Source organism: Virgibacillus carmonensis (assembly GCF_057836705.1).
In genome coordinates, this window is the sequence record NZ_JBYQFJ010000006.1 from 163,881 (window position 1) to 190,280 (window position 26,400).

A 26,400-nucleotide genomic window follows, 5' to 3' on the forward strand; every position below is an offset into this window, starting at 1 on the left:
TCGTGCAGGCAACATTAACTTCTTTTTTAGATGAAAATAAACAATTTATTCAACGGGAATTACATAAGGTCTTAAATCAATTAGATATTCCAGAAAGTCTGAAAGATTCAATGCTTTATTCGATTGAGGCTGGTGGGAAAAAACTTAGGCCAATATTGTTGATTGCAAGCTTTGAAGCGTATGGTAACGACAAACGTAACATTATAGCTCCTGCAATGGCTTTAGAAATGATTCATACTTATTCACTTATACACGACGACTTGCCAGCAATGGATGATGATGATATAAGGAGAGGGAAACCAACGAATCATATCGTTTTTGATGAGGCCACTGCAATTTTGGCTGGAGATGCACTTTTAACTTACAGCTTTGAAGTACTCGCTTCAGATCCGCATTTAACAGACGAACAAAAAGTATTCCTTATTAGTGAATTATCTAAAGCAAGTGGACCAAAAGGAATGGTTGCAGGTCAAATGTTGGATATGGAAGCTGAAAATAAAGAAGTATCATTAGAACAACTAGAAAAAATCCATGCACTGAAAACAGGAGAATTAATAAAATTCGCGATACAATCAGGTGCTTATATCGGGAATGCAACAAAAGTGCAATTAGAACATTTAGAAGAGTTTGCGTACTACTTAGGTCTAATTTTTCAAGTTCAGGATGACATACTTGATGTGACTGGTAATCAAGAGATAATTGGAAAACCTGTTGGAAGTGACGAGGAGAATCAAAAGAGTACCTATCCAAAATTATTAGGGTATAATGGTGCAGTTGAACAAAAGGAGAAATATCTTCATCTTGCAAAAAAAGCACTTTATAATGCGAATGCAGATAGCTCCTATTTAATGAAATTAACCGACTACTTTAGTACACGGAATCACTAACAAATATAGATAAAACACATAAAATATGATATAATAAATTTATAAATGGAATGGTGCAGTATTCTAGTCAGTCTTCCGTTCCTGAAGGCGGGCCTAAAAATCCGCCAAAGGGCACATCGATGAAGTTCCTTGTGTTGGCTTGAGGCGCCCAGCCTTGGGTCAGTGCTGGGAGTTAAGGTTTTAGGGCGATCCACAAAGGCATGTGGGCGTTGACCCTATTACCGCGGAGGCCTATCTCTGTCGTGGTAACTAAGCCTAGGGACCATTATGGAATGGGGTATGAACCTGCATAGTAAGAAAGGGAAAACTTACTTGTAGCGTAGCCTGCCTTGAGTGGTGCTTGAGGGGATTAGAGTTATAACTTGCAAATTAGTAGGCCACTAACGTGTAATTTTCATCTCTATGAAATCATCACTGCAAAAGAGGCTAGGGAACGCTAAAAAGGCTGCTGAGGAAATCTCCTAGACTGTTCTATTGACGTTTAAAAGGGATTATAGTGTGGACTAAGTGGTAATCCAGTCTAACTTTTGGTGACAAAGTTAAGATAGGTTTAAAGGGGAACCGCCCTTATGGCAACATGGGGTACTTATTTGGGAAAACCTACTGGACCTAAGCCGCAGTTTTTACCTTTTGAATGACCATTCCTTTCTTACATAAAATCAAGTTTGAGGTATAGATAAAAATGAAATCACAAATAAAACGATCTATGAAATTTAGTTTAACGATTGCCGTTATCACTTTTGTGTTAGCGGCTATTTTTTCAATTATTTCTTCTTCTATTTTAAGTGGCGTGATTTGGATAATTGGACTTTTAATTGTCCTAGTCATTGTTTTAATTGGAGTTATATTTGATATGCTTGGTATAGCATCAACTGCAGCAAATGAACAACCATTCCATGCAATGGCAGCTGAGAAAGTTCCTGGTGCGAAGGAAGCCGTTATTATTATTCGAAATGCGGATAAATTCGCGAGTTTTTGTAATGATGTTATCGGTGATATTTCAGGAATTGTCAGCGGTACTGCTACTGCCATAGTTGTACTACAAATTGCTGATTTGTTTGGGAAAAGCGAAGGCTCATCATTACAGTTAACGTTATCTGTAGTATTGACAAGTATTGTGGCTGCCATAACGGTAGGTGGGAAGGCCATGGGTAAGTATTTTGCTATTAATGCATCTACAAATATCATCTTTTTTGCAGGTAAGACGATATCAATAATAGAACGTAAATTTAAGCTAAATGTTCTCCCGAAAAGTGATAAAGATAATGACAAAACCAAATAACTCAGTAAAGGATTTCAGAATATGGGTAAAAAACGTTTAGATTTATTATTAGTTGAGCGTAATTTAATGGAAACGCGCGAGAAAGCAAAACGGTCGATTATGGCAGGGCTTGTATTTTCTGAACAGATCCGATTAGACAAACCCGGTGTTAAAGTTGATGAGGACATTTCGATAACTGTAAAAGGAAAATTAATTCCTTATGTGGGTAGAGGAGGCCTAAAACTTGAAAAAGCGCTTCGTACGTTTTCCCTTGAAATGTCTAACAAAATTATGATTGATGTTGGATCCTCAACAGGTGGCTTTACAGATTGCGCTCTACAAAATGGCGCAAAGCAATGTTATGCAATAGATGTTGGTTATAATCAGTTGGACTGGAAATTAAGAAACGATGAACGCGTGTTCGTTATGGAACGGACTAATTTTAGATACGTTACATCTGACATGCTTCAAAATGGTACTCCCGATATAGCTACTATTGACGTCTCATTTATTTCCTTAAAGTTAATATTACCGGTATTAAAGCAATTACTCACACACGACAGTGATATTGTCGCCTTAATCAAACCACAATTTGAGGCAGGAAGAGAACAAGTTGGAAAAAAAGGAATTGTACGAGATAAAAAAATTCATCTTCAGGTTTTGGAAAAAATTATAAAATTTGCTCTGGAAGAAGAGTATCAACTCTACGATCTAACCTTTTCTCCAATTACAGGTGGTGATGGTAATATCGAATTTCTTGTCCATCTCGGATGGAAAAACGAAAAAGAAGGTATTCCACTTGCTTCAAACTTGTTAAAAGATGTGGTAGAACATGCGCATGCCAACTTTATCGCACAAAAACATCACTAATCAGATAGTTATTTGAAACATTTGGGGGATATACATGAGTAAGACTCAAAGACAAATTAAAATTCGAGAATTAATTACGTTATACGATATCGAAACACAGGATGAACTTGTGGAAGAATTGAGAAAGTTGAATTTTAACATTACACAAAAAACCGTATCGCGTGATATAAACGAATTACATTTAGTTAAAGTATCAACTCCAAGTGGGAAAAATAGATATAGCCTACCTTCTGACCACCGGTTCAATCCTTCCGAAAAATTAAGACGATTAATACGAGATACTTTTGTTAAGATTGATCATGCAAGTCATTTTATCGTGTTAAAAACACTTCCAGGAAACGCGCATGCAGTAGGGGTTTTAATTGACCATTTGGAATGGCAAGAGATAATGGGAACTATCTGTGGGGATGATACATGTATGATTATATGCAAAAACGAGGCAGACTCGGTTCTGCTAAAGGAGCGATTTCTAAATATGTTGTAATGTTTAAATAAGAGGATGTTCAAAAAGTCATCAAATGATAAATGGCGAATCCCTTCGTTGAAAAAGGAACCAGAAGTCAACACATCGCACGCAAATCCGGTCCTCAAAGCTCTCGTGCCTCGACCTTATTTCTAATTCGGTGACTTTTTGAACACACAATATAAGAGGTGACAATTGATATGTTAACAGAACTATCTATTCATGATTTCGCAATAATTGATAAGCTATCCTTAACATTTCATGAAGGTTTGACAGTTTTAACAGGTGAAACGGGTGCAGGTAAATCAATTATCATTGATGCAGTACAGTTATTAGCTGGTGGACGTGGATCAGTTGAATTTGTAAGACATGGGACAACAAAAGCTGAAATAGAAGGCTTATTTTCAATTGATAATCAAAAACATCCTATTTTTATGGTTGGAAAAAATTACGGTATTGAAATCGCGGATAACATGGTTGTATTACAACGTACAATAACCTCAGGTGGTAAGAGTATTTGCCGTGTGAATGGTAAATTAGTTACATTGGCAATATTAAGAGAATTTGGAAAAACGCTTATTGATATACATAGTCAGCATGAAACACAGGCATTAATGGATCCTGAAAATCATATTGACCTACTGGATTTATACGATACGCAAGTGATTAATCAAGCAAAACTTGAATACCATAAGTTACATGATCGATTGCAAACGCTACAAAAAAGGTATAAAGAACTTAGTGAAAATGAACAAGAGGTAGCGCATCGTTTAGATCTCTTGACTTTTCAAATGGATGAATTAGGACAAGCCAATCTGGAACCAAATGAAGACGCTACGTTAGAAGTAGAGCGGAATAATTTAGCTAATTTTGATCGAATCTATGTAGGTCTTCAAGACGCCTATAACGCACTTTACGGAGATCAAAAAGGAATTGAATGGTTAAGTCTGGCTTTGCAATCTCTTGATAATAATAAAAATCACGATCCGTTTATCGCCAAAAAAGCAGAGGAACTTGCAAACCAATTTTACATGGTTGAGGAACTATCATTTGATTTACGGAACTATAGTGACACATTGCAGCATGATCCTGCACGGTTAAATCAAATTGAAGCAAGGTTAAGTGAAATAAATCGATTAAAAAAAAAATATGGCTCTACAGTGAATGAAATTATTGATTACATGGGAAAGATTCAAGAAGAGATTGAGGAAATAACAAATAAGGATTCCCATCTTTCAAAGCTGCAGAACCAAATTAATGAAACAAAACAGGATGCATATTTAGAAGCAAAGCAGTTACATGATATTAGAAAAAAAGCTGCTGAAGAATTAACGAAAGAAATTCACTATGAACTAAAGGATTTATATCTAAATAAAGCGACGTTTTCCATAGCATTTACAAGCAAGGAAGACCCGGATGCTGAAAACGGTACGAGCCCAGCTTTGAAGTTACACAAAAATGGATTTGATTTTATTACATTCTTAATTTCCACTAATCCAGGTGAGCCGCTTAAAGAATTAAGCAAAGTTGCTTCTGGGGGGGAACTGTCCAGAATAATGTTAGCACTTAAAAAAATATTTGCAAAACATCAAGGTGTAACAAGTGTAATCTTTGATGAAGTGGATACTGGAGTGAGTGGGCGCGTTGCTCAGGCCATTGCTGAAAAAATTAATCGTGTGTCAGAACAATCACAGGTATTGTGCATTACGCATTTACCTCAAGTTGCAGCAATGGCAGATACACACAATTTAATTGAAAAGGTTGAAAAGGATAACCGAACCACAACCTATATGAAAGAGCTTACGAAAGACCAACAAGTTGATGAATTAAGCAGAATGATTACAGGAGCAAAGTTAACGGATACAGCCAGACAACATGCAAAAGAAATGCTTGCTTTAGCAGATTCCATAAAACAAAAAATATAAGGGATAAGATTAAACAAAAACCAGAAGATAAGTTATCTGGTTTTTTTATTTTGGATTTACAAATTTTGTCTAACTTATACTTTTTCTTAAGCATTCGCGCTTTACTGCGTTATGCGTTTTTTTAAAAGGAAATGATACACAGGTTTACTTGTTATTAACCAGTTTAAAAACATGTTGGTTCGGTCAAATTATAAGTACAGATAAAAGATTGGGTTAGGAACCTGAGGAGAGTGGAATGATTGAAGTTTAGATATGATGTTCGAGTTTGGATAGGAATTTTACTTCTAGCTGTGTTAGTTGCAATACCTTTTAACACACCAATACAAAAGTACCTTTCTATTCCCAATAATATTGTGACCTTCAACAATGATTCAACTATTGCTGTTCCAACATTAGGGAATACAGTTGAAGTGGAGCCAACAAAAGAAGAGACAATTAAAGCTATAAGTTCCAATGATTTTGAAACAGTTTCAGCTGGGGAAGACCAACTTTTTTATACAATTGCTGGAATTCCAATAAAAAAGGTGGACGTAAATGTCCTAGAGGATCTTAAGGTAGTTCCGGGCGGTCAATCGATTGGGGTGCAATTGCATACAGTTGGAGTACTTGTTGTTGGTCATCACCAAGTTACTGGAACAAACAAAGAATTGTCACCAGGGGAAGAAGCGAATATAAAAGTTGGTGATATAATTTTGAAAATTAATGGAGAATCAATAAAGGAAATGCAAGAAGTTAAACCGTATGTAGAAAAAGCGGGTAAGGCAGATAAGTCACTAGATGTAACAATCAAGCGTGGGGATGAAAAAATACAAACAAAACTTACTCCAGTTATGGATGCAAAAGAAAATGAGTACCGCATTGGCTTATATATTAGAGATTCTGCTGCAGGTATAGGCACCATGACGTTCTATGATCCTAAATCGAAAAAATATGGGGCTTTAGGACATGTTATATCAGACATGGATACACAAAAACCAATTGAAATTTTTAATGGTGCCATTGTGAATTCGACAGTTACTTCAATAGACAAGGGGACCAATGGTACTCCTGGTGAGAAGCAAGCCAAATTTTCAGTAGATGCTGATCAAATAGGGACGATTACCAAAAATAGCGCTTTTGGTATATTTGGTAAATTAGATGAAAAAATGGACAATGGTAAATTTAATAAACCAATGCCTGTTGCTTTATCGCATGAAGTAGAAGAAGGGCCTGCAAAAATTTTAACTGTAATTGAAGGTGAAAAGATAGAGGAATTTGATGTTGAAATCGTTAGTAGCGTTCCTCAAAAATTTCCTGCAACAAAAGGAATGATTGTCCAAATAACGGATCCTGAGTTATTAAAGGAAACAGGTGGAATTGTTCAAGGAATGAGCGGGAGTCCAATTATTCAAAACGGCAAAATTATTGGAGCGGTAACCCATGTTTTCGTCAACGATCCTACTAGCGGTTATGGTGTTCATATTGAATGGATGTTACAAGAAGCAGGGGTCCAAATTTATGAGAACGAAAAACAAGTGAGTTGATGAAGTAAACTTGCATTAGAATAAATTCTAATGCAAGTTTTTTTATACAAATTTCTACTTATTTTATTTTTCGACAAAACTCTATAATGATTGTCAAAATTTATCGAACCTAGGTGAAAAGGCCAGAAAAACGAAGTAAAATAAAGGTATTTTTCAAAAAAATAAAGTTTTTTTAATTTAAAGAAGGTTATACGGAATTGGTGTCGAAAGTATAGCGTGGGAAAAGTTTTAATTACATAAGGGAGGAAACAAAGTGGAAAAGATTTCAGTTTGCTTAGTTGACGACAATCGAGAATTGGTTCAAGTTATGGAGGATTATTTTGATGGACAAGATGAAATAGAGGTTATCGGAACAGCGCACAATGGGAGAGATTGCTTAGAAATGCTTAAAGAAATGGAACCAGATGTATTGGTTTTAGATATAATCATGCCTCATATTGATGGATTAGCTGTACTTCAATCTATTCGTGGGTCTGAACGAGATAAATATCCAAATGTTATTATGCTAACTGCATTTGGTCAAGAAGAAGTAATGAAAAAGGCAGTAGATTTAGGTGCAGCATATTTCATATTAAAGCCTTTTGATTTAGATAATTTAGCTGATCAAATTCAGCAAGTACAGGGTAGAAACGTGCAACCTCAGCAATCAAAGGGAATTAATAGAAGAGGTCGACAAAAGAAAGATTTGGAAGCTAATATCACAAATATTATTCATGAAATTGGTGTTCCAGCACATATTAAAGGATATATGTATTTACGCGAAGCAATTACAATGGTGTATAATGATATAGAATTACTTGGATCGATTACGAAAGTGCTTTATCCTGACATTGCTAAAAAGTTTAATACTACCGCGTCAAGGGTAGAAAGAGCTATCCGTCATGCAATTGAAGTTGCTTGGAGTAGGGGAAATATTGACTCGATATCTGAGTTATTCGGTTATACAATTAGTATTTCAAAAGCTAAACCAACAAACTCTGAGTTCATCGCAATGGTCGCTGACCGACTACGTATGGAACATAAAGCGAGTTAAGTAAATAAAAGCTATTTGCCTTATACATTAATAAGAAAAAAATGATGATTCTAATTGATTAGAATCATCATTTTTGTTTTTTATTCTAGCTTTTCATAGTTGAATTTTTTGCATTGTACTGACGTTTTCTATCACGATATACGATAAATCCTCCAATAAAAGCAATACCACCTATAAAAAGAATAAATCCGATAAAAAATTGAACGCCTAAATATAAAAATATAGGATATAGATCTTCAAATAGCGAATCGCGCATTAATTTTATACCATAAGCAGAAATAATTCCTGGTATGACAAGAAGTAAGACTGCAATAATTCGTATCATGTAGAAACCCCTTTAGTAAAATGTTGATTTTAGTATAGCAAAGCCTGTTTAAAATAGAAACTAATTTTATTTGCCAAAACCTGCAGATTAACGTACAATACATGTATGCAAAAAATTGCAAGGTGGGATCAAATGAAGCGTGTGCTCATTGTTGGTGCTGGAAAAGGTGGAAGTGCATTAATACAAATTTTATCTGAAACAGACCGAATGCAGATTGTCGGAGTAATCGACATAAAGGATCATGCTCAAGGTTTAGAGCTTGCAAAAAGATACGGAATACATACAGATAATGATTGGAAAAAATGGATCAATGATGATTTAGATATCATCATTGAAGCTACCGGCAAAGAATCGGTTTTAGAAGAAATAGTAGAAGCTCGCAGTAGGAAGACCGTTGTTATACCAGGTTCAGTTGCATATATTATTTCGGAATTAATGGATGAAAAAGAGTCATTGCTAGAAAAATTAAAGATGGAAATGACTAATCAAGAATTAATTCTCAACAATATTCGTGATGGTATGATTGTGGTAAATGAAAAAGGGATTGTTCAGTTTGTCAATAAAAGTGCTGAACGAATTGTCGGAGTAACCAAAACGGATTTCGTAAACCACCCAGTTCAGGATGTGATTAAAAACTCTAGGCTGCCTTTAGTGTTGAGAAGCCGTAGAAGAGAAGTGAACAGAAAGCTAATTCTTGAAAACGACAAAAAGATTATCACGACACGAATTCCTATCATAAATTCATCTGATCAGTTGGTTGGTGCTTTTGCTGTCTTCAAAGACATTACAGAAGTAGTGAATCTTGCAGAAGAGAATACAGACTTAAAAGAAATTAAAATCATGTTAGAGGCAATTATCCAATCATCTGATGAAGCGATAACTGTCGTTGATGAAAATGGAAAAGGGATGATGATTAATCCAGCCTATTCAAGGATAACTGGATTGTCAAAAGCAGATATAATTGGTAAACCTGCTACTGTAGATATATCTGAAGGGGAAAGCATGCATATGAAAGTCTTGCAGACCCGCCGTCCTGTGCGTGGTGTGCGAATGAAAGTTGGTTCAGCTAAAAAGGATGTTCTTGTTAATGTTGCTCCCGTAATCGTTGATGGAAAGATAAAAGGTAGTGTCGGTGTATTACATGATGTATCAGAGATCAAATCCCTTACCAATGAATTAAGGCGAGCAAGACAAATCATTCGAAACCTGGAAGCTAAATATACGTTTGATGATATAATTGGCTCTTCACCAGAGATGAAGCTGTCCCTTGAGCAAGCAAAAGTTGGAGCAAAAACTCCCGCCACAGTTTTACTTCGTGGGGAATCAGGAACTGGAAAAGAACTTTTTGCTCATGCCATTCATAATGAAAGTGACCGAAAACATAATAAATTTATCCGAGTAAATTGTGCCGCTATGGCAGAATCTACCCTAGAGAGTGAATTATTTGGTTACGAAGAAGGCACTTTTACAGGTACAAAACGTGGTGGTAAAGAAAGTTTGTTTGAAGAAGCGAATATGGGAAGTATTTTCTTGGACGAAATAAGTGAATTATCTTTACATATGCAAGGGAAGTTACTGCAAGTACTACAAGAAAATAAAATTGTACGCGTTGGTGGTAAAAATTCTATAGCGATAAATGTTCGAATAATAACATCAACGAATGCCAATTTAGAAAAAGCAATAATGAAGAAAACGTTTCGAGAGGATTTATATTATAGATTGAACCGTTTGCCAATATTTATTCCTTCTTTACAAGAGCGAATAGAGGATCTGTCTGAGTTAATCCCCCATTTAATCCATAAAATAAACCAGGATTATGGTCGAAATGTTCGTAAGATTGATCAAGAAGCTATGGATTTTCTCAAATCGTACACGTGGCCTGGAAATGTTCGAGAGTTGGAAAATGTCCTAGGACGAGCCCTTATCTACATGGATACTAATGACGAAATCATCAAATTAAAACACATTCCAAGTTTGAATCCAGATAATGCAATTCGTATACAAGATATAGAACGGTTTGACACAAATCAGGGCACACTACAGGATGCAGTTGAACAATTTGAAGAGAGTTATATCAAACAGGTTTATCAAACGAATCATTACAATAAGACAAAAACAGCAAAAGAATTAAATATATCGATTCGAAATTTATATTATAAGATGGATAAATATCGAATAGAAAAAACGAATCTACAAGATTTTTCGTGATTTAATGTAAGTGATCATCAAATAAAGCGCTTACACGTTGCGTTTCATTGTACGATTGTTGGAGGGTTGATATGAAAACGTTAGATGAGTTGAAAGGAACTGCAAAAAAAGATAACGGCCACGTTGTTTCTGTCGCAAATGCAGCGGACGTGGAAGTGCTTAAGGCTGTTCAAGATGCAGTTAAAGAGAATTTGTGCGCTTTTATTCTTTTTGGGAATAAAGACAGCATATACGCATTATCCAAAAAAGTTGGTCTTAACTTATTGTCACCTAAGATAACAGTTGTTTCTGAGGATTCCAATCCGGCTAGTGTAGCTGTGAAAGCTGTTCATAATAAGGAAGCCGACATTCTCATGAAAGGAAATGTTTCAACAAAAGAACTACTGAAAGCGGTATTAAACAAAGAGTATGGACTGCGGTCAGGGAAAGTTTTATCCCATGTAGCCCTGTTTGAAATACCAAATCAGGATCGGTTACTATTTTTAACAGATTCTGGTATGAATATTGCCCCCGGATTAATGGAAAAGGTTGAAATAATCAATAACGCTGTAAAAATTGCGCAGGCTATTGGGATTGATTGTCCTAAGGTTGCCGCTCTCGCTGCAGTAGAAGTGGTAAATACTGCAATGCAAGCAACTGTAGATGCAGCAATGTTGACCCAGATGCAAAAAAGAAATCAAATACATAATTGTATTATTGATGGTCCACTTGCATTTGATAATGCGGTGTCTAAACAAGCTGCTGAACATAAAAACATTCAGTCAGATGTAGCAGGATTGACTGATATTATCGCTGTTCCAACAATCGAAGTAGGAAACGCGTTATACAAATCTTTTATGTATTTTGCTAATGCTAAAGTAGCAGCAGTTGTTAGTGGTGCTAGTGCACCAATTGTCTTAACTTCACGTGCTGATTCTGCTGAAAGTAAATTATATTCACTATCTCTTGCACTAGTCTCATCAAAAAAATTCTAGGAGGAACAAACAATGGAAATTTTTACTTATATGGAAAAATACGATTATGAGCAATTAGTATTTTGTCAGGATAAAAACTCAGGACTTAAAGCAATTATTGCAATACACGACACAACATTAGGACCAGCACTCGGTGGGACTAGAATGTGGACATATAAATCTGAAGCAGAAGCAATTGAAGATGCACTCCGTTTGGCTAAAGGTATGACGTATAAAAATGCTGCGGCTGGTCTTGAATTAGGTGGCGGAAAAACAGTTATTATTGGAGATCCTAGAAAGGATAAAAACCCAGAGATGTTCCGTGCCTTTGGTCGATATATTCAAGGATTAAACGGTCGTTACATTACAGCTGAAGATGTTGGTACAACTGTTCAGGACATGGATTTAATCCATATGGAAACTGATTTTGTAACAGGTATCTCACCTGAATTTGGATCATCAGGTAATCCATCACCAGTTACTGCTTATGGTATCTACAAAGGTATGAAAGCAGCAGCTATGGAAGCTTTCGGAAGTGATTCATTAGAAGGAAAAACCGTAGCTGTTCAAGGTGTCGGTAATGTGGCATATACGTTATGTGAACACTTACATGAAGAAGGCGCGAACCTAATTGTTACAGATATTAATAAAGAAGCTGTAGATCGTGCGGTTAATGCATTTGGAGCAAAAGCGGTAGATCCGGATGATATTTATGGAGTTGATTGTGATATTTATGCTCCATGTGCACTTGGAGCAACAATAAACGATGAAACAATCCCACAACTAAAAGCAAAAGTTATTGCTGGTTCAGCAAACAATCAGCTTAAAAAAACAGAACATGGTGATATTATTCATGAGAAAGGGATTGTTTATGCACCGGACTATGTAATTAATTCAGGTGGTGTAATCAACGTAGCAGATGAATTAAATGGCTACAATGCTAAGAGAGCAATGAAAAATGTTGAATCGATTTATGATATTCTGTTAAAAATATTTGCTATTTCTAAGCGAGATAACATCCCAACATATGTCGCTGCAGATCGTATGGCTGAGGAAAGAATTGCATCAGTAAGAGCTTCCCGTAGTCAATTTTTGTTAAATGGACATCACACATTAAGCAGAAGGTAAATGTGAAAATTGTACTCAGACGGAGGTGAATAGTATTGCAACAACAAATTTTTCGTATTTTAGTAATAAATCCAGGATCTACTTCAACAAAAATTGGAGTTTTTGATAACGAAACTTGTATCTTTGAAAAAACGATCCGTCATGATGTTGAAGAGATTGCAAAATTTAATCGTGTAATTGCTCAATATGATTTCAGGAAAAATGTTATTTTAGATCAACTGGATCATGAAGGTATTAATATTTCTAAACTAAGTGCCGTCTGTGGTCGTGGAGGCTTACTACGACCTATAGAAGGTGGAACGTATGAAGTGAATCCAGCAATGCTTGAAGATTTAAGACAAGGATTTAATGGAGAACATGCATCTAATTTAGGTGGTATTATTGCTAATGAAATTGCTAACGGACTTAATATTCCTTCCTACATTGTAGATCCTGTAGTGGTCGATGAATTTGAAAAAATAGCACGATTTTCTGGTGTACCTGAAATTCCACGAAAAAGTATCTTTCATGCTCTCAACCAAAAAGCAGTTGCTAGAAGAGCTGCTAAAGATATGGGGAAAGCTTATGACCAGGTTAATTTAATCATTACACATATGGGTGGGGGAATTACAGTCGGTGCCCACAAAAATGGAAAAGTAATTGATGTAAATAATGGTCTACACGGTGATGGACCATTTTCTCCAGAGAGGGCTGGAACGATACCTGCTGGTGATTTGGTGTCACTTTGCTACTCGGGTCAATACTACCGTGATGAAATGATGAAAAAATTAGTCGGTCAAGGTGGGTTAATGGCCTATTTACAAACTAGTGATGCAGTAGAGGTAGAAAACAGAATTGAAAATGGTGATAAAGAAGCTGCAGCTATCTATGAAGCAATGGCTTATCAGATTGCAAAAGAAATTGGGTCAATGAGCGCTGTGTTGGAAGGAAAAGTAGATGCAATCATTATGACTGGTGGTCTTGCTTATGGTAAAGCTTTTATAGAAATGATTTCAAGACGGATAGATTGGATTGCAGATACAATTGTCTATCCTGGCGAAAATGAGCTTCAAGCACTTACAGAAGGTACTTTAAGAGTGCTGCGCAAGGAAGAATGGCCGAAAGTTTATCCTACCCAAGCATAAAAAGGAGTGAATAATATAATGGCAAAAGAATATGATCTTGTCGTCCTCGGTGGAGGAACGGGAGGATATGTTGCTGCAATTAGAGCTTCCCAGCTCGGATTACAAGTTGCAATTGTAGAAAAAGGAGATCTTGGCGGAACATGTTTACACCGTGGTTGTATACCTTCAAAAGCATTGCTTCGTAGTGCAGAAGTTCTAAAACAAACAAAAGAGGCTAGTCACTATGGAATTGACACAAAAGACACAACATTAAACTTTACAAAAGTACAAGAACGAAAAAATAGTATTGTAAGTACGTTGCACCAAGGCGTTCAAGGTCTTATGAAGAAAGGCAAAATCGATGTATTTGAAGGATTTGGCCGTATTTTAGGACCTAGTATCTTTTCGCCAATGCCAGGAACAATTTCTATTGAGTATGCAAATGGTGATGAAAATACAATGATTGTACCTAAAAACGTGTTAATTGCAACTGGTTCCAAACCAAAGTCTCTTCCAGGTCTTGAAATTGATGGAACAAATGTCATGACGTCTGATGAAGCACTTCAAATGGAAGAATTACCAAAGTCAATCATCATTGTTGGTGGTGGAGTAATCGGGATCGAGTGGGCCTCGATGCTTGCTGACTTCGGTGTAGAAGTGACTGTTGTTGAATACTTAGATCAAATTTTACCTACCGAGGATGATGCGATTGCTAAAGAAGTCGAAAAACTTCTAACAAAGAAGAGTATCACTTTTGTAAAAGGAGCTAAAGTTTTATCTGACACATTATCTGTCGAAAGTGGAGTTAGCATTGAAGCTGAAGTTAACGGCAAAAATGAAAGTTTCCAAGCAGATAAAATGTTAGTTTCTGTTGGGCGCGAGGCAAATACGTCTAACATTGGTCTTGAAAACACCGACATAGTCGTAGATAAAGGCTTTATTCAAACAAATGAGTTTTTTCAAACGAAAGAAACGCACATTTATGCGATCGGTGATGTTATTGGCGGAATGCAGCTAGCTCACGTCGCTTCACATGAAGGAATTGTGGCTGTAGAACATATGGCTGATAAAAATCCATTACCAATTGACTATGAAAACATACCTACTTGTATTTATTCAAACCCTGAAGTTGCTAGTGTGGGTCTAACTGAAAAACAAGCAAAAGAAAAAGGATTTGATATTAAAATAGGGAAGTTCCCTTTTAAAGCAATTGGTAAAGCGCTTGTTCACGGTGATTCAGAAGGATTTGTTAAAATCATCGCAGATAAGAAGACAGATGATCTATTAGGATGTCATATGATTGGGCCACATGTTACGGATATGATATCTGAGGCTGGACTTGCAAAAGTATTGGATGCAACACCATGGGAAATCGCACATAGTATCCATCCACATCCAACTCTCGCAGAAGTAATGGGTGAAGCAGCATTAGCTGTTGATGGAAAACAGATACATGGGTAAATTTTAAAGTGTAGACGATTGTACGATGGCGTATGGACTGACCAATGTTGAGCTTGACTTATCGAAGCCACACGAAGCTAATTATTAAAGAGGAGGGACCATCAATGACAAAAAACCGTCATGAAGCATTAGGTTTATCAGATGATCAAGTGTTAGAAATGTTTAAAACGATGCTTTTAGCTAGAAAGATTGATGAAAGAATGTGGCTCTTAAACCGAGCTGGTAAAATTCCATTCGTAATCTCCTGTCAAGGACAGGAAGCAGCTCAAGTTGGGGCGTCTTTTGCACTAAATCGAGAGGAAGATTACGTTGCTCCATATTATCGTGATATGGGAGTTGTTCTTGCTTTTGGAATGACAGCAAAGGACTTAATGCTATCTGGTTTTGCTAAACAAGAGGATCCAAACTCTGGTGGGCGTCAAATGCCTGGCCATTTTGGACAAAAGAAAAATAGAATTCTTACTGGTTCATCCCCGGTAACAACGCAGTTACCACATGCTGTAGGTGTTGGTTTAGCAGCAAAAATGGAGAAGAAAAATATCGTGTCTTTAGTTACACTTGGAGAAGGATCATCCAACCAGGGAGACTTTCACGAAGGATTAAACTTTGCCGGTGTACATAAGCTCCCAGTAATTACTATGGTGGAAAATAATAAATATGCCATTTCAGTTCCAATTGAAAGACAAATTGCGGCTAAAAATGTTTCAGATCGTGCTATCGGTTATGGAATGCCAGGGATTACTGTTGACGGTAACGATCCTTTGGCTGTTTATGAAGCTGTAAAAGAGGCAAGAGAACGTGCTATAAAAGGTGAAGGTCCAACATTAATTGAGGCTGTCTCGTACCGTTTAACCGCTCACTCAAGTGATGATGATGATAGTCAATACCGAGAAAGCAAGGAAGTTGAAGAAGCGAAGAAAAAAGATTCCATTATTACATTTGCTGCTTATTTGAAAGAAACAGGAATTTTAACGGAAGAAATAGAAAAGGAAATGAATGGAGAAATCGGAGACATTGTAAATGAAGCTACGGATTACGCTGAGAATGCACCATACGCTGAGCCAGAAAGTTCATTAAAATTTGTATATGAAGAGTAAGGAGGGAACTGTAAAATGCCAGTAATGTCATATATCCAAGCTGTAACAACGGCATTAAAAGAAGAAATGCAACGTGACGAGAAAGTTTTTGTTTTAGGGGAAGATGTTGGTAAAAAAGGTGGCGTGTTCGGTGCTACTAAAGGTTTGTATGATGAATTTGGCGATGCGCGAGTTCTTGACACTCCACTTGCAGAGTCCGCAATTGCAGGTGTTGGTATAGGAGCTGCAATGTATGGAATGCGTCCAGTCGCTGAAATGCAATTTGCGGATTTTATCATGCCAGCTGTAAACCAAATTATTTCGGAAGCTGCTAAAATTCGTTATCGTTCAAATAATGATTGGAATGTGCCAATGACCATTCGTGCTCCTTATGGTGGCGGAGTACACGGTGCGCTATATCATTCCCAATCAGTTGAGGCTGTATTTGCTAATCAACCAGGATTAAAGATTGTCATGCCATCTACTCCGTATGATGTAAAAGGATTATTAAAAGCATCTATTCGTGATAACGATCCCGTACTTTTCTTTGAACATAAGCGTGCATACCGATTACTTAAAGGAGAAGTCCCAGAGGATGATTATGTACTTCCGATTGGAAAAGCAGATGTTAAGCGGGAGGGATCGGATGTTACCGTCATCACTTACGGTCTAGCTGTACATTTCGCGCTTCAAGCAGCAGAAAAATTAGCTGATGAAGATATGGATGTACACATCTTGGATTTGCGAACCATTTATCCGCTAGATAAAGAAGGAATTATTGAGGCTGCTAAAAAGACAGGAAAAGTTTTACTCATTACAGAAGATAATAAAGAAGGTAGCATCATCGGTGAAGTAGCAGCGATTATTGCTGAGAATTGCTTGTTCGATTTAGATGCACCCGTTCAACGTCTTGCAGGACCTGATGTACCATCCATGCCATACTCACCAAAAATGGAAAAATATTTTATGATTAATCCAGATAAAGTTGAAAAAGCAATACGTGAACTTGCAGAATTTTAATGGAATAAAAGGAGGGGCACTAGATGGCTTCTGAGAAAATAAATATGCCACAACTAGGTGAAAGTGTAACAGAAGGAACAATTAGTTCCTGGCTTGTTGAAGTGGGCGATAAGGTCAACAAATACGACCCTATTGCTGAAGTAATGACGGACAAGGTGAATGCTGAAGTACCATCTTCTTTTACAGGTGTTATTAAAGAACTTGTTGCACAAGAAGGAGAAACAATTGAAGTAGGAGAATTAATGTGTTACATCGATACAGAAGGTGGATCTACATCAGACGAAGGTTCTGCAAAAGAGGATCCTAAGGAATCTGAAAATGCCGAATCTGCCGAAGATGATGCAAAGGATAAATCCATGAAAAAACGCTATTCACCAGCTGTTTTACGGATGGCACAGGACAACGATATTGATTTAACACAAGTGTCCGGAACTGGAAAAGGCGGAAGAATCACCAGAAAGGATATTGAGAAAATTATCGCTTCTGGTGATATGCCAATAGCAAGTCCTGCACCAAGACAAGCTGAACAGCCTGAACAAGTACCATCAAAAGCAAAACCTACATCATCTGCTCCCGCACCAACGTCACAAGCTGGCGATATTGAAATTCCTGTGACTGGCGTTCGTAAGGTAATTGCACAAAATATGGTGCGTTCTACAACTGAAATCCCTCATGCATGGATGACGGTTGAAGTTGATGTGACCGATCTAGTGACCTATCGTAACAAGGTAAAAGGTGAATTTAAACAAAAAGAAGGATTTGGCTTAACATTCTTTGCCTTTTTCGTTAAAGCAGTGGCGCAGGCATTAAAAGAATATCCACAATTAAACAGTATGTGGGCTGGTGATAAAATCATTCAGAAGAAAGATATTCACCTATCCATTGCTGTAGCTAAGGATCAAGAATTATTTGTACCAGTTATCAAACATGCTGACGAGAAAAGTATTAAAGGAATTGCGAAAGATATTTCCGAATTGGCCTCAAAAGCTCGTTCTGGTAAATTAACCTCGGCTGACATGCAAGGTGGAACATTTACCGTTAATAATACTGGTTCATTTGGCTCGATCCACTCAATGGGGGTTATCAATCATCCACAGGCAGCAATTTTACAAGTTGAATCAATTGTTAAAAGTCCAATGATTGTTAACGATATGTTTGCTGCGAGGGATATGGTGAACCTATCACTTTCTCTTGATCATCGTATATTAGATGGCCTTGTGTGTGGTAATTTCTTAGCACGAGTGAAGGAAATATTAGAAAATATGAACAAAGATACTACAAACGTTTATTAGGTTCAGTTAATTTGAATTGAAATCTAAGAATAAAATTGATAAGCTAGTTATAGTTTAGACACTACTATTTAACTTAAGGGGATGGATGTTCAAATGGACTTTAACCTATTTATGAATGATGTTGTTGATGTCGCACGTTCAGATATAAGAGAAGCTGGATATGAAGAGCTTTCTACAAAAGAAGATGTAGATGCTGCAATGGGGCGTAAGGGCACTATGTTAGTAATGGTCAATTCTGTATGTGGTTGTGCAGGCGGGGTTGCTAGACCTGCAGCAGCGAATGCAATCCATTATGATAAGCGACCAGATCATTTAGTAACAGTTTTCGCTGGTCAGGATAAAGATGCAACAGAAAAAGCGCGTGAATATTTTGAAGGATTTCCGCCTTCTTCACCATCCTTTGCATTTTTGAGAGACGGTAAAATTGTGACTATGTTAGAACGTCATGATATTGAAGGGTTTACTGCAGTAGATGTGGTAGGAAAACTTCAAAACGTCTTTGATGAACACTGTGAAGAAATATAAAGAAACTAGATTATCTAGTTGCGATGAGGCTGTCTCTAGTTTTTGCGGGTCAGCCTCATTTTATTAATTGTCCAAACACAGAATCTGACTTGAGATAAAAAGGAGATTGAACTGTGAAAATTGGGTATCGAACCATAAAAACTGCTATTGGAACCCCAGTGGCTATATCCATTGCCCAAGTGCTTGGATTAACCAATTTTGCTTCAGCAGGCATACTAACCCTTTTATGTATACAACCATCTAGAAAAAAGTCAGTACTAAGCGCGTGGCACCGATTTTTAGCTTGTACAATTGCTATTTTGTTTTCGTATGTATTTTTCGAAACGCTAGGTTACAATCCTATTGTGGTTGGAATTGCGTTTGCATTATTTATTCCTGTAACAGTTTTTCTTAAAATTTCACCAGGGATTGCTACAAGCTCTGTCATTATTCTAAATTTATATAGTCTTGGCCAAATTACGCTAACGTATATTGTGGATGAATTTTTGCTGATTATAGTTGGGGTGGGAACCGCGCTTTTAATAAACTTATATATGCCTAGTTTGGATAATAAATTAAAAAAGAAGCAAGTGGAATTAGAACAGAATTTCCAGGTGATTTTACAGGAAATCTCATTATACATATGTGATAAAGAGAAGGTTTGGGATGGAAAAGAAATTACGAGAGCTGAGGAGATTTTAGAAGAGGCAAGTAATCTGGTTTCTTTGGATCGTGAAAATCACTTATTAAGAAGTAGTCATCCCTATTATGATTATTTTAAAATGAGAAAAAAACAGTTTGAACTATTAAAAAAAATGCTTCCACTCGTAAGTAGATTACCTAATACGGATGATTTATCAAAATCCATAGCTGACTTTTTTGAGAGTTTATCTGAGGCCGTACATCCTGGTAACACGGCAGCAATTTATTTGGAAAAACTTAAAAATTTACAAGATGTTTTTGATCATGAAGAACTACCAACAACACGTGAGGAATTCGAAACGAGAGCAAATTTATTTCGATTATTACGTGAAATAGAGGATTATTTAATTATCAAAAAGAAATTCAAAGATAGCGATGTGGATAATAAAAGCGGAAGGGTCCGTTAATGCCGTATGACCCCTGGACGGACGGCATCGCATGGGATAAAGGAAATACGAAGAGTGTAAGCGATTCGATGTTGACTTATCGTGAGGTGGTGTTGGAAGGCAATGTAACTGGATGAAGGAAAAAGAAAAAAGACCGGAATGGATACTATTCCGGTCCAAATTTCATATTTTCTACTATTATTAATTCACAAAAAGTGCTAGTCCAGTAGTTACTGTTGTTAATACCATAGCAAGTATCATGATGTAGATAACTAATTTTAATCTACGGTCTCGCTTTGACGCCTTTTTATTCGTATGCGTTTGATTATTAGCCACAACTAATCCTCCTTAAAACCTAATACTAATTGTATTTTATCGTTTATCTGGCATTTGGACAAGTAAAATAAAAGAATAGTACTAAAAATTCATGATCTAAATCAAATGGAGGTCTTTTCGTATGAATAAGAATGACCCTAATACATCGGAATTAAAAGAGGCTAACTGGAAAAAATCTGTAGACAAAACATTAAAGCGCTTTCCCGAACGAAAGAATGCTTTCCATACCACTTCAGAGATAGAAGTGGATGGGTTATACTACCCTGAAACAAATGAGAAATACGAAAATGATCTCGGGTATCCAGGTGAATTTCCGTATACACGTGGAATTCAGCCTACTATGTATCGGAGCCGGTTTTGGACAATGCGACAGTATGCTGGATTTGGTTCTGCTGTAGAAACAAATAAGCGCTTCCGTTATTTACTGGACCAAGGGCAAACTGGTTTATCAGTTGCGTTTGATTTACCAACACAAATCGGCTATGACTCTGATGATGTAATGTCTGAAGGGGAGGTTGGTAAGGTTGGTGTAGCCATTGACTCGCTTTATGACATGGAAAAGCTTTTAGATCAGATTCCGCTTGATAAAGTTAGTACATCCATGACCATTAATGCTCCTGCATCAGTGTTATTATGTATGTATATTGCAGTTGGGGAAAAACAAGGTGTTCCTATTGGAAAATTAACCGGTACGATACAAAATGATATTTTAAAAGAGTATATCGCACGTGGTACATACATTTTTCCACCTAAACCATCTATGCGTCTTATCACAAATATTTTCCAATACTGCCAGGAAAATGAAATGAAATTTAACACAATCAGTATTTCTGGATACCATATACGCGAAGCAGGCTCCACAGCTGTACAGGAATTAGCTTTTACACTAGCAAATGGAATGGCGTATGTAGACGCAGCATTGCAATCTGGTTTAGATATTGACGCGTTCGCTCCACGGTTAGCATTTTTCTTTAATGCACACAATAACTTTTTTGAAGAAATTGCCAAGTTCCGTGCCGCACGGCGAATTTGGGCGAAAATAATGAAGGAACATTACCAAGCAAAGGATCCGAAAAGTTGGAAGTTACGTTTTCATACGCAAACAGGCGGGTCAACACTAACAGCGCAGCAACCGGATAATAATGTTGTTCGTGTTACCTTACAAGCACTTGCAGCAGTAATGGGTGGTACACAAAGTTTGCATACCAATTCACGGGATGAGGCACTATCATTACCAACTGAAGAATCTGCCCGAATAGCACTTCGAACACAACAAATAATTGCAAACGAAAGTGGTGTAGCAGATACGGTGGATCCATTAGGTGGTTCGTATTATGTAGAAGAACTAACTGATAAAATGGAAGAGGAAGTAAATAAATATTTGGAACAAATTAAAGAAATTGGTGGAGCGGTTCAAGCGGTTGAAGAAGGATTTATGCAACGGGAGATCCACCATAAAGCTTATGAAACACAGAAACAAATTGAAAAAGAAGAAGAAATTATTGTTGGATTAAATAAGTATAAGCTGGATGAAGAAGTAAATCCCGATTTATTAAAGGTGGACGAGGCATTAGAGCAAGCTCAAATCAATTCCCTAGTAAAAATTCGTGCTGAAAGGGATCAGGAAAAAGTGGATGAATTATTAAATAAGTTAAGAACGCAAGCAAAAGATCAGAATGCTAATTTAATTCCACATATACTTGATGCAGTTAAAGCGTATGCTACAGTTGGCGAAATTTGTAATGTAATGCGAGATGAATTCGGTCAATACACAGGGATGTAAGAAGGGGAGAGACGAATGAAAAAAATTCGAGTATTAATCGCAAAACCGGGTTTAGACGGACATGATCGGGGAGCATTAGTAATTGCACAGGCATTACGAGATCATGGAATGGAAGTTATATACACCGGGCTACGTCAAACGCCTGTACAAATAGCACAAGCAGCAGTACAGGAGGATGTGGATGTAATTGGGCTTTCCTCTTTATCTGGGGCACATCGATCGTTGTTTCCTAAGGTGATCGATGAATTAAAAAAACGGAATGCCAGTGATATTCCTGTTGTTGGAGGTGGCGTGATTCCAAGTGAGGACATCCCTTTCTTACTTGAAAAAGGAGTCAATCAAATATTTACAAGTGGTTCTTCTACAGAGGTGCTGGCAAATTACATTAAACAGTTAATTGATCCAAAATCATCAATAATTAATACGCCCTCTAAAATAGCGCATATTGGTATAGCTGTTAATTCCATAGATCAAGCTATTCCTTTTTATTCCAATACTTTAGGATTAGAACTTGAAGGTATAGAAACAGTTGAATCAGAACATGTAAAGGTTGCTTTTCTAAAAATTGGTGAAACCCGATTTGAGCTTTTAGAGTCCTTATCAGCATCTTCAGCTGTTCAAGCTTTTATTGATAAAAAAGGTGAGGGAATTCATCACATCGCATTAGAAGTAGATAATATAAATGTAAGATTGCAGCAATATAAATCAGATGGTATAAAACTGATTCATGAGCAAGCAAAGACTGGTGCACATAATAGTGAAATAGCTTTTATTCACCCGAAAGCAGCAAATGGAGTATTGTTTGAACTGTGTCAACCAGCAGAGGGAAGTGAAGAATAATGGATATTTTTGATAAAATTAACGAGCTTTATGATAAAAGAAGACAGGTTGAACTCGGCGGTGGAGACGCGCGAATAGATAAACAACATGCCAAAGGAAAAAAAACCGCTCGGGAACGAATCGATTATCTTTTAGACGATGGATCATTTGTTGAACTGAATCCATTTATGGAACATCGAGAAACTGATTTTGGAATGGATACCTCTAGCGCAAAAGGTGAAGGTGTTGTTACAGGATACGGAAAAATTAATGGAAAACCTGTTTATTTATTTGCACAGGATTTCACCGTGTACGGAGGTGCCCTTGGTGAAATGCATGGTAAAAAAATTGCTGGAGTGATGGATTTAGCCGCCAAAAATGGTGTGCCATTTATTGGTTTAAATGATTCAGGAGGCGCTAGAATTCAAGAAGGCGTATCGTCACTCGATGGATACGGACAAGTTTTTTACCGTAACTCGATCTATTCAGGCGTGATACCACAGATTTCTGTGATTCTTGGACCAAGTGCAGGAGGTGCAGTCTATTCACCGGCAATTACTGATTTTGTCATCATGGTTGAAAAAACATCTCAAATGTTTATCACTGGTCCGAAAGTGATAGAAACAGTGACTGGCGAAAAAATTTCCTCTGAAGGATTAGGCGGGGCAGACGTACATAACTCAAAGAGCGGGAATGCACATATTAAGGCTTCAAGTGAAGAGGAAGCATTAGATGCAGTTCGTGATTTACTGGCATATTTACCTGCAAACAATCAGGAAAAGCCAACGCTTAAGCCGATTGACGAACAAAACAACACGTGTCCTGATTTGACAGATATTGTTCCATTTGACTCAACCCGACCTTATGATGTCAAACGGGTGGTTGAACAGGTTGTCGACAAGGATAGCTTTTTTGAAATTCATAAAGATTTTGCGAAAAATATAGTAGTGGGTTTTGCCCAGATCAGCGGACAAACAGTTGGACTCGTTTGTAATCAACCAAAATATTTAGCTGGTGGTCTTGATATTGACTCCAGTGATAAAGCAGCTAGGTTTATCCGGTTCTGCGATTCATTTAATATCTCGTTGATTACATTTGAAGACGTTACTGGATTCTTCCCTGGGGTCAAACAAGAACATGGTGGTATTATCCGCCATGGCGCGAAGATTTTATATGCGTATTCAGAAGCAACAGTCCCTAAAATTACAGTTATAACACGTAAAGCTTTTGGTGGCGCTTATGTGGCTTTAAATAGTAAATCTATAGGTGCCGATTTAGTTTATGCATGGCCGAATGCGGAAATAGCAGTAATGGGGCCTGAAGGTGCAGCTAACATCATATTTGCAAAAGAAATAGCGGAAAGTGAAAATCCTGAGGCGACAAGACAAGATAAAATTGACACATACCGTGAAAAATTTGCGAACCCGTATATAGCTGCTGGGCTTGGCATGATCGATGATGTCATTGACCCAAGAGAAACGCGTGTTAAATTAATTCAAGCGCTTGAAATGTTATACAACAAACAAGAAGACCGCCCAAAGAAGAAGCACGGGAACATACCATTGTAAAAAGAAAAGCGGAAGCGACTGCTTAGCGACGTACAAATAGATAGGACTGTGAAAGTACGGTGAACTTTCCGTACATTCATCAGGACTAACTATTTGCTAGTCGCTAGGAGCCGCAGCTAGATCAAGAAAGAAAAGCGGAAGCGACTGCTTAGCGACGTAGCAGCTAGAATCTGCAACTAGACAAAATAAAAAGCAATACAGGAGGTACCAATGATTCCAGTAAATAAGGAAAGACTAGTTGATGAATTTTTAGAATTAGTACAAATCGATTCCGAAACAAAACATGAAGCTGAAATTGCAGAAGTGTTAAAAAAGAAATTTACAGAACTAGGTTTAGAGGTGACGGAAGATAATAGTAAAGAAGTAACTGGTCACGGTGCAGGTAACTTAATCTGCTCGTTAAAAGGTACAAAAGAGAACATTGATCCAATTTACTTTACCTCTCATATGGACACGGTGGTTCCAGGTAATGGAATAAAGCCTTCTATTAAGGATGGCTTTATTGTGTCAGATGGCTCTACTATTTTGGGCGCTGATGACAAAGCAGGTTTAGCAGCTATATTTGAAATGATTCGTACCCTAAAAGAAAACAATATGGATCATGGTGAGATCCAATTTATTATTACAGCTGGTGAAGAATCTGGCTTAGTTGGCGCTAAAGCACTTGATGCTTCTCTATTAAATGCAAAATTTGGTTATGCGATTGATAGTAACGGAGAGGTTGGTGATATTATCGTCGCAGCACCAACACAAGCAAAACTTTTCACTACTATGAAAGGAAAAACTGCACATGCTGGTGTGGCTCCAGAGCAAGGAATATCCGCGATAACATTAGCAGCAAAAGCTATCTCTAAAATGCCCCTTGGCCGTATTGATGATGAAACAACCGCAAATATCGGTCGATTCGAAGGTGGAAAACAAACCAATATTGTTTGTGATTATGTCGAGATCTTAGCCGAAGCAAGGTCACTTGTTCCAGAGAAAATGGAAGCACAAGTTGAAAAAATGAAACAAGCTTTTGAATCTACCGCGAAGGAATATGGTGGTACTGCTGAGGTCGATGTGCAAATTATGTACCCTGGCTTCAAGCAAGATACTGGCGATCAGGTAGTAGAAGTAGCACGTAACGCTGCCAAGGCTATTGGCCACGAAAGTAAATTATTAACAAGTGGTGGAGGCAGTGATGCAAACGTTATCGCTGGACATGGAATTCCAACCGTTAATTTAGCTGTGGGATATGAAGACATTCACACTACAAACGAACGAATTGCTGTTGAAGATTTAGTGAAGATTTCGGAATATATTACTGCAATCGTTCAAGAAACAGCAAAATAAAAAACAAAAAAGAGGCTGGGACATAACTAGCCAAAAATAACTTAAAAATGGTTCCGATCATCGGTTTTTGATGATCGGAACCATTTTTCGTTGGATTGTTTTCATTATCTATTGGTTGTTTTGTCTTCATGGCGGTGTACTTCCTCAAGTTTACCGCCATGAATGCAAATCCTAATTCATTTTCTACTTTCTCTTCACCTCTCACAGACATACGAGTGAAGCACAAATTAGCCTTCAAAAATCCGAAGACTGGCTCCACATCGATTTTACGATTGCCGTAGATTTCACCAGTTTTCTCTTCCGAAAGCAGTTGCCTAATATATTCTTTTTGGTGTTCCCATTTTTCATTGTAATAAATTCTTCGATTATTTCCTTCCTTTGCTTTGGTGCATTGGGAACGCAATGGACAATCTGAACAGTCCTCAGCCTCATAGACTTT

General features: G+C 37.2%; 24 protein-coding genes. 21 read left to right on the forward strand and 3 right to left on the reverse strand.

Going from position 1 to position 26,400, the window contains the following annotated elements:
- Positions 1-2 precede the first annotated feature (2 nt).
- The 7 genes from AC3G7N_RS07190 to spo0A all read left to right on the forward strand — a co-directional run bounded on the left by AC3G7N_RS07190 (position 3) and on the right by spo0A (position 7,962).
- Positions 3-887 (forward strand): polyprenyl synthetase family protein, encoded by an 885-nt coding sequence (locus AC3G7N_RS07190; protein WP_489421461.1) that lies wholly within the window; start codon positions 3-5, stop codon positions 885-887.
- A 682-nt stretch (positions 888-1,569) separates the two neighbouring features.
- Positions 1,570-2,169, forward strand: a complete 600-nt coding sequence (locus tag AC3G7N_RS07195; protein ID WP_489421462.1) for a hypothetical protein — start codon at positions 1,570-1,572, stop codon at positions 2,167-2,169.
- A 21-nt stretch (positions 2,170-2,190) separates the two neighbouring features.
- A complete protein-coding gene (locus tag AC3G7N_RS07200; RefSeq protein WP_489421463.1) occupies positions 2,191-3,018 on the forward strand; it encodes a TlyA family RNA methyltransferase in 828 nt (275 codons plus the stop codon).
- A 34-nt stretch (positions 3,019-3,052) separates the two neighbouring features.
- A complete protein-coding gene (gene ahrC / locus AC3G7N_RS07205; RefSeq protein WP_489421464.1) occupies positions 3,053-3,502 on the forward strand; it encodes a transcriptional regulator AhrC/ArgR in 450 nt (149 codons plus the stop codon).
- A 179-nt stretch (positions 3,503-3,681) separates the two neighbouring features.
- Complete coding sequence (recN, locus tag AC3G7N_RS07210; RefSeq protein WP_489421465.1) at positions 3,682-5,406, forward strand: DNA repair protein RecN; 1,725 nt, start codon at positions 3,682-3,684, stop codon at positions 5,404-5,406.
- Between the two features lie 239 nt (positions 5,407-5,645).
- Positions 5,646-6,929, forward strand: a complete 1,284-nt coding sequence (gene spoIVB, locus AC3G7N_RS07215) for a SpoIVB peptidase (RefSeq protein ID WP_489421466.1) — start codon at positions 5,646-5,648, stop codon at positions 6,927-6,929.
- Positions 6,930-7,182: 253 nt separating this feature from the next.
- A complete protein-coding gene (gene spo0A / locus AC3G7N_RS07220) occupies positions 7,183-7,962 on the forward strand; it encodes a sporulation transcription factor Spo0A (RefSeq protein ID WP_489421467.1) in 780 nt (259 codons plus the stop codon).
- A gap of 85 nt (positions 7,963-8,047) precedes the next feature.
- On the opposite strand, the gene AC3G7N_RS07225 is transcribed toward spo0A, so the two are convergent.
- Positions 8,048-8,287: a DUF2627 domain-containing protein gene (locus AC3G7N_RS07225; protein ID WP_489421468.1), complete on the reverse strand. Its 240-nt coding sequence runs from the start codon at positions 8,285-8,287 to the stop codon at positions 8,048-8,050.
- A 132-nt stretch (positions 8,288-8,419) separates the two neighbouring features.
- Here AC3G7N_RS07225 and AC3G7N_RS07230 point away from each other — a divergent pair, with 132 nt between their 5' ends.
- The 10 genes from AC3G7N_RS07230 (at position 8,420) to AC3G7N_RS07275 (ending at position 20,141) form a co-directional block, all read left to right on the forward strand.
- Complete coding sequence (locus AC3G7N_RS07230; protein WP_489421469.1) at positions 8,420-10,495, forward strand: sigma 54-interacting transcriptional regulator; 2,076 nt, start codon at positions 8,420-8,422, stop codon at positions 10,493-10,495.
- A gap of 71 nt (positions 10,496-10,566) precedes the next feature.
- A complete protein-coding gene (yqiS, locus tag AC3G7N_RS07235; RefSeq protein ID WP_489421470.1) occupies positions 10,567-11,469 on the forward strand; it encodes a phosphate butyryltransferase in 903 nt (300 codons plus the stop codon).
- A 12-nt stretch (positions 11,470-11,481) separates the two neighbouring features.
- Positions 11,482-12,576, forward strand: coding sequence for a branched-chain amino acid dehydrogenase (gene bcd, locus AC3G7N_RS07240; protein ID WP_489421471.1), 1,095 nt, complete (start codon positions 11,482-11,484; stop codon positions 12,574-12,576).
- Positions 12,577-12,611: 35 nt separating this feature from the next.
- The gene (gene buk / locus AC3G7N_RS07245) at positions 12,612-13,700 is read left to right on the forward strand and encodes a butyrate kinase (protein WP_489421472.1); all 1,089 of its coding nucleotides are present in this window, start codon (positions 12,612-12,614) and stop codon (positions 13,698-13,700) included.
- Positions 13,701-13,718: 18 nt separating this feature from the next.
- Positions 13,719-15,140: a dihydrolipoyl dehydrogenase gene (lpdA, locus tag AC3G7N_RS07250; protein ID WP_489421473.1), complete on the forward strand. Its 1,422-nt coding sequence runs from the start codon at positions 13,719-13,721 to the stop codon at positions 15,138-15,140.
- 104 nt (positions 15,141-15,244) lie between these two features.
- Entirely contained in the window at positions 15,245-16,237 is a 993-nt protein-coding gene (locus tag AC3G7N_RS07255; protein ID WP_489421474.1) for a thiamine pyrophosphate-dependent dehydrogenase E1 component subunit alpha, read from the forward strand.
- Between the two features lie 15 nt (positions 16,238-16,252).
- Positions 16,253-17,236, forward strand: coding sequence for an alpha-ketoacid dehydrogenase subunit beta (locus AC3G7N_RS07260; protein WP_489421475.1), 984 nt, complete (start codon positions 16,253-16,255; stop codon positions 17,234-17,236).
- 23 nt (positions 17,237-17,259) lie between these two features.
- Positions 17,260-18,528 (forward strand): dihydrolipoamide acetyltransferase family protein, encoded by a 1,269-nt coding sequence (locus AC3G7N_RS07265; protein WP_489421476.1) that lies wholly within the window; start codon positions 17,260-17,262, stop codon positions 18,526-18,528.
- Positions 18,529-18,621: 93 nt separating this feature from the next.
- Positions 18,622-19,053: a BrxA/BrxB family bacilliredoxin gene (locus AC3G7N_RS07270; protein WP_489421477.1), complete on the forward strand. Its 432-nt coding sequence runs from the start codon at positions 18,622-18,624 to the stop codon at positions 19,051-19,053.
- 113 nt (positions 19,054-19,166) lie between these two features.
- Complete coding sequence (locus AC3G7N_RS07275) at positions 19,167-20,141, forward strand: aromatic acid exporter family protein (RefSeq protein WP_489421478.1); 975 nt, start codon at positions 19,167-19,169, stop codon at positions 20,139-20,141.
- Between the two features lie 180 nt (positions 20,142-20,321).
- Here AC3G7N_RS07275 and prli42 read toward each other — a convergent pair whose 3' ends face one another.
- Positions 20,322-20,456: a stressosome-associated protein Prli42 gene (prli42, locus tag AC3G7N_RS07280; RefSeq protein WP_489421479.1), complete on the reverse strand. Its 135-nt coding sequence runs from the start codon at positions 20,454-20,456 to the stop codon at positions 20,322-20,324.
- A gap of 121 nt (positions 20,457-20,577) precedes the next feature.
- Between prli42 and AC3G7N_RS07285 the strand changes: the two genes are divergently transcribed.
- The 4 genes from AC3G7N_RS07285 to AC3G7N_RS07300 all read left to right on the forward strand — a co-directional run bounded on the left by AC3G7N_RS07285 (position 20,578) and on the right by AC3G7N_RS07300 (position 25,961).
- Positions 20,578-22,239 (forward strand): acyl-CoA mutase large subunit family protein, encoded by a 1,662-nt coding sequence (locus tag AC3G7N_RS07285; protein ID WP_489421480.1) that lies wholly within the window; start codon positions 20,578-20,580, stop codon positions 22,237-22,239.
- A gap of 15 nt (positions 22,240-22,254) precedes the next feature.
- Positions 22,255-23,079, forward strand: a complete 825-nt coding sequence (gene mce, locus AC3G7N_RS07290; RefSeq protein WP_489421481.1) for a methylmalonyl-CoA epimerase — start codon at positions 22,255-22,257, stop codon at positions 23,077-23,079.
- Positions 23,079-24,626: an acyl-CoA carboxylase subunit beta gene (locus AC3G7N_RS07295; protein ID WP_489421482.1), complete on the forward strand. Its 1,548-nt coding sequence runs from the start codon at positions 23,079-23,081 to the stop codon at positions 24,624-24,626. Before mce ends, AC3G7N_RS07295 begins: the two co-directional genes overlap by 1 nt.
- Positions 24,627-24,836: 210 nt before the next feature.
- Positions 24,837-25,961 (forward strand): M20/M25/M40 family metallo-hydrolase, encoded by a 1,125-nt coding sequence (locus AC3G7N_RS07300; protein ID WP_489421483.1) that lies wholly within the window; start codon positions 24,837-24,839, stop codon positions 25,959-25,961.
- On the opposite strand, the gene AC3G7N_RS07305 is transcribed toward AC3G7N_RS07300, so the two are convergent.
- Positions 25,930-26,400: transposase (locus tag AC3G7N_RS07305; protein WP_489421484.1), on the reverse strand; the 471-nt coding region annotated here is incomplete at its 5' end. The two genes, AC3G7N_RS07300 and AC3G7N_RS07305, sit on opposite strands and share 32 nt — an antisense overlap.

What these genes read in the sequence shown, in the direction of transcription:
- AC3G7N_RS07195 (WP_489421462.1), top strand. Translation starts at nt 1,570, where the DNA reads ATGAAATCACAAATAAAACGATCTATGAAATTTAGTTTAACGATTGCC.
- AC3G7N_RS07200 (WP_489421463.1), top strand. Translation starts at nt 2,191, where the DNA reads ATGGGTAAAAAACGTTTAGATTTATTATTAGTTGAGCGTAATTTAATG.
- ahrC (WP_489421464.1), top strand. Translation starts at nt 3,053, where the DNA reads ATGAGTAAGACTCAAAGACAAATTAAAATTCGAGAATTAATTACGTTA.
- recN (WP_489421465.1), top strand. Translation starts at nt 3,682, where the DNA reads ATGTTAACAGAACTATCTATTCATGATTTCGCAATAATTGATAAGCTA.
- AC3G7N_RS07225 (WP_489421468.1), bottom strand. Translation starts at nt 8,287, where the DNA reads ATGATACGAATTATTGCAGTCTTACTTCTTGTCATACCAGGAATTATT.
- AC3G7N_RS07230 (WP_489421469.1), top strand. Translation starts at nt 8,420, where the DNA reads ATGAAGCGTGTGCTCATTGTTGGTGCTGGAAAAGGTGGAAGTGCATTA.
- yqiS (WP_489421470.1), top strand. Translation starts at nt 10,567, where the DNA reads ATGAAAACGTTAGATGAGTTGAAAGGAACTGCAAAAAAAGATAACGGC.
- bcd (WP_489421471.1), top strand. Translation starts at nt 11,482, where the DNA reads ATGGAAATTTTTACTTATATGGAAAAATACGATTATGAGCAATTAGTA.
- lpdA (WP_489421473.1), top strand. Translation starts at nt 13,719, where the DNA reads ATGGCAAAAGAATATGATCTTGTCGTCCTCGGTGGAGGAACGGGAGGA.
- AC3G7N_RS07255 (WP_489421474.1), top strand. Translation starts at nt 15,245, where the DNA reads ATGACAAAAAACCGTCATGAAGCATTAGGTTTATCAGATGATCAAGTG.
- AC3G7N_RS07260 (WP_489421475.1), top strand. Translation starts at nt 16,253, where the DNA reads ATGCCAGTAATGTCATATATCCAAGCTGTAACAACGGCATTAAAAGAA.
- AC3G7N_RS07265 (WP_489421476.1), top strand. Translation starts at nt 17,260, where the DNA reads ATGGCTTCTGAGAAAATAAATATGCCACAACTAGGTGAAAGTGTAACA.
- AC3G7N_RS07270 (WP_489421477.1), top strand. Translation starts at nt 18,622, where the DNA reads ATGGACTTTAACCTATTTATGAATGATGTTGTTGATGTCGCACGTTCA.
- AC3G7N_RS07285 (WP_489421480.1), top strand. Translation starts at nt 20,578, where the DNA reads ATGAATAAGAATGACCCTAATACATCGGAATTAAAAGAGGCTAACTGG.
- mce (WP_489421481.1), top strand. Translation starts at nt 22,255, where the DNA reads ATGAAAAAAATTCGAGTATTAATCGCAAAACCGGGTTTAGACGGACAT.
- AC3G7N_RS07295 (WP_489421482.1), top strand. Translation starts at nt 23,079, where the DNA reads ATGGATATTTTTGATAAAATTAACGAGCTTTATGATAAAAGAAGACAG.
- AC3G7N_RS07300 (WP_489421483.1), top strand. Translation starts at nt 24,837, where the DNA reads ATGATTCCAGTAAATAAGGAAAGACTAGTTGATGAATTTTTAGAATTA.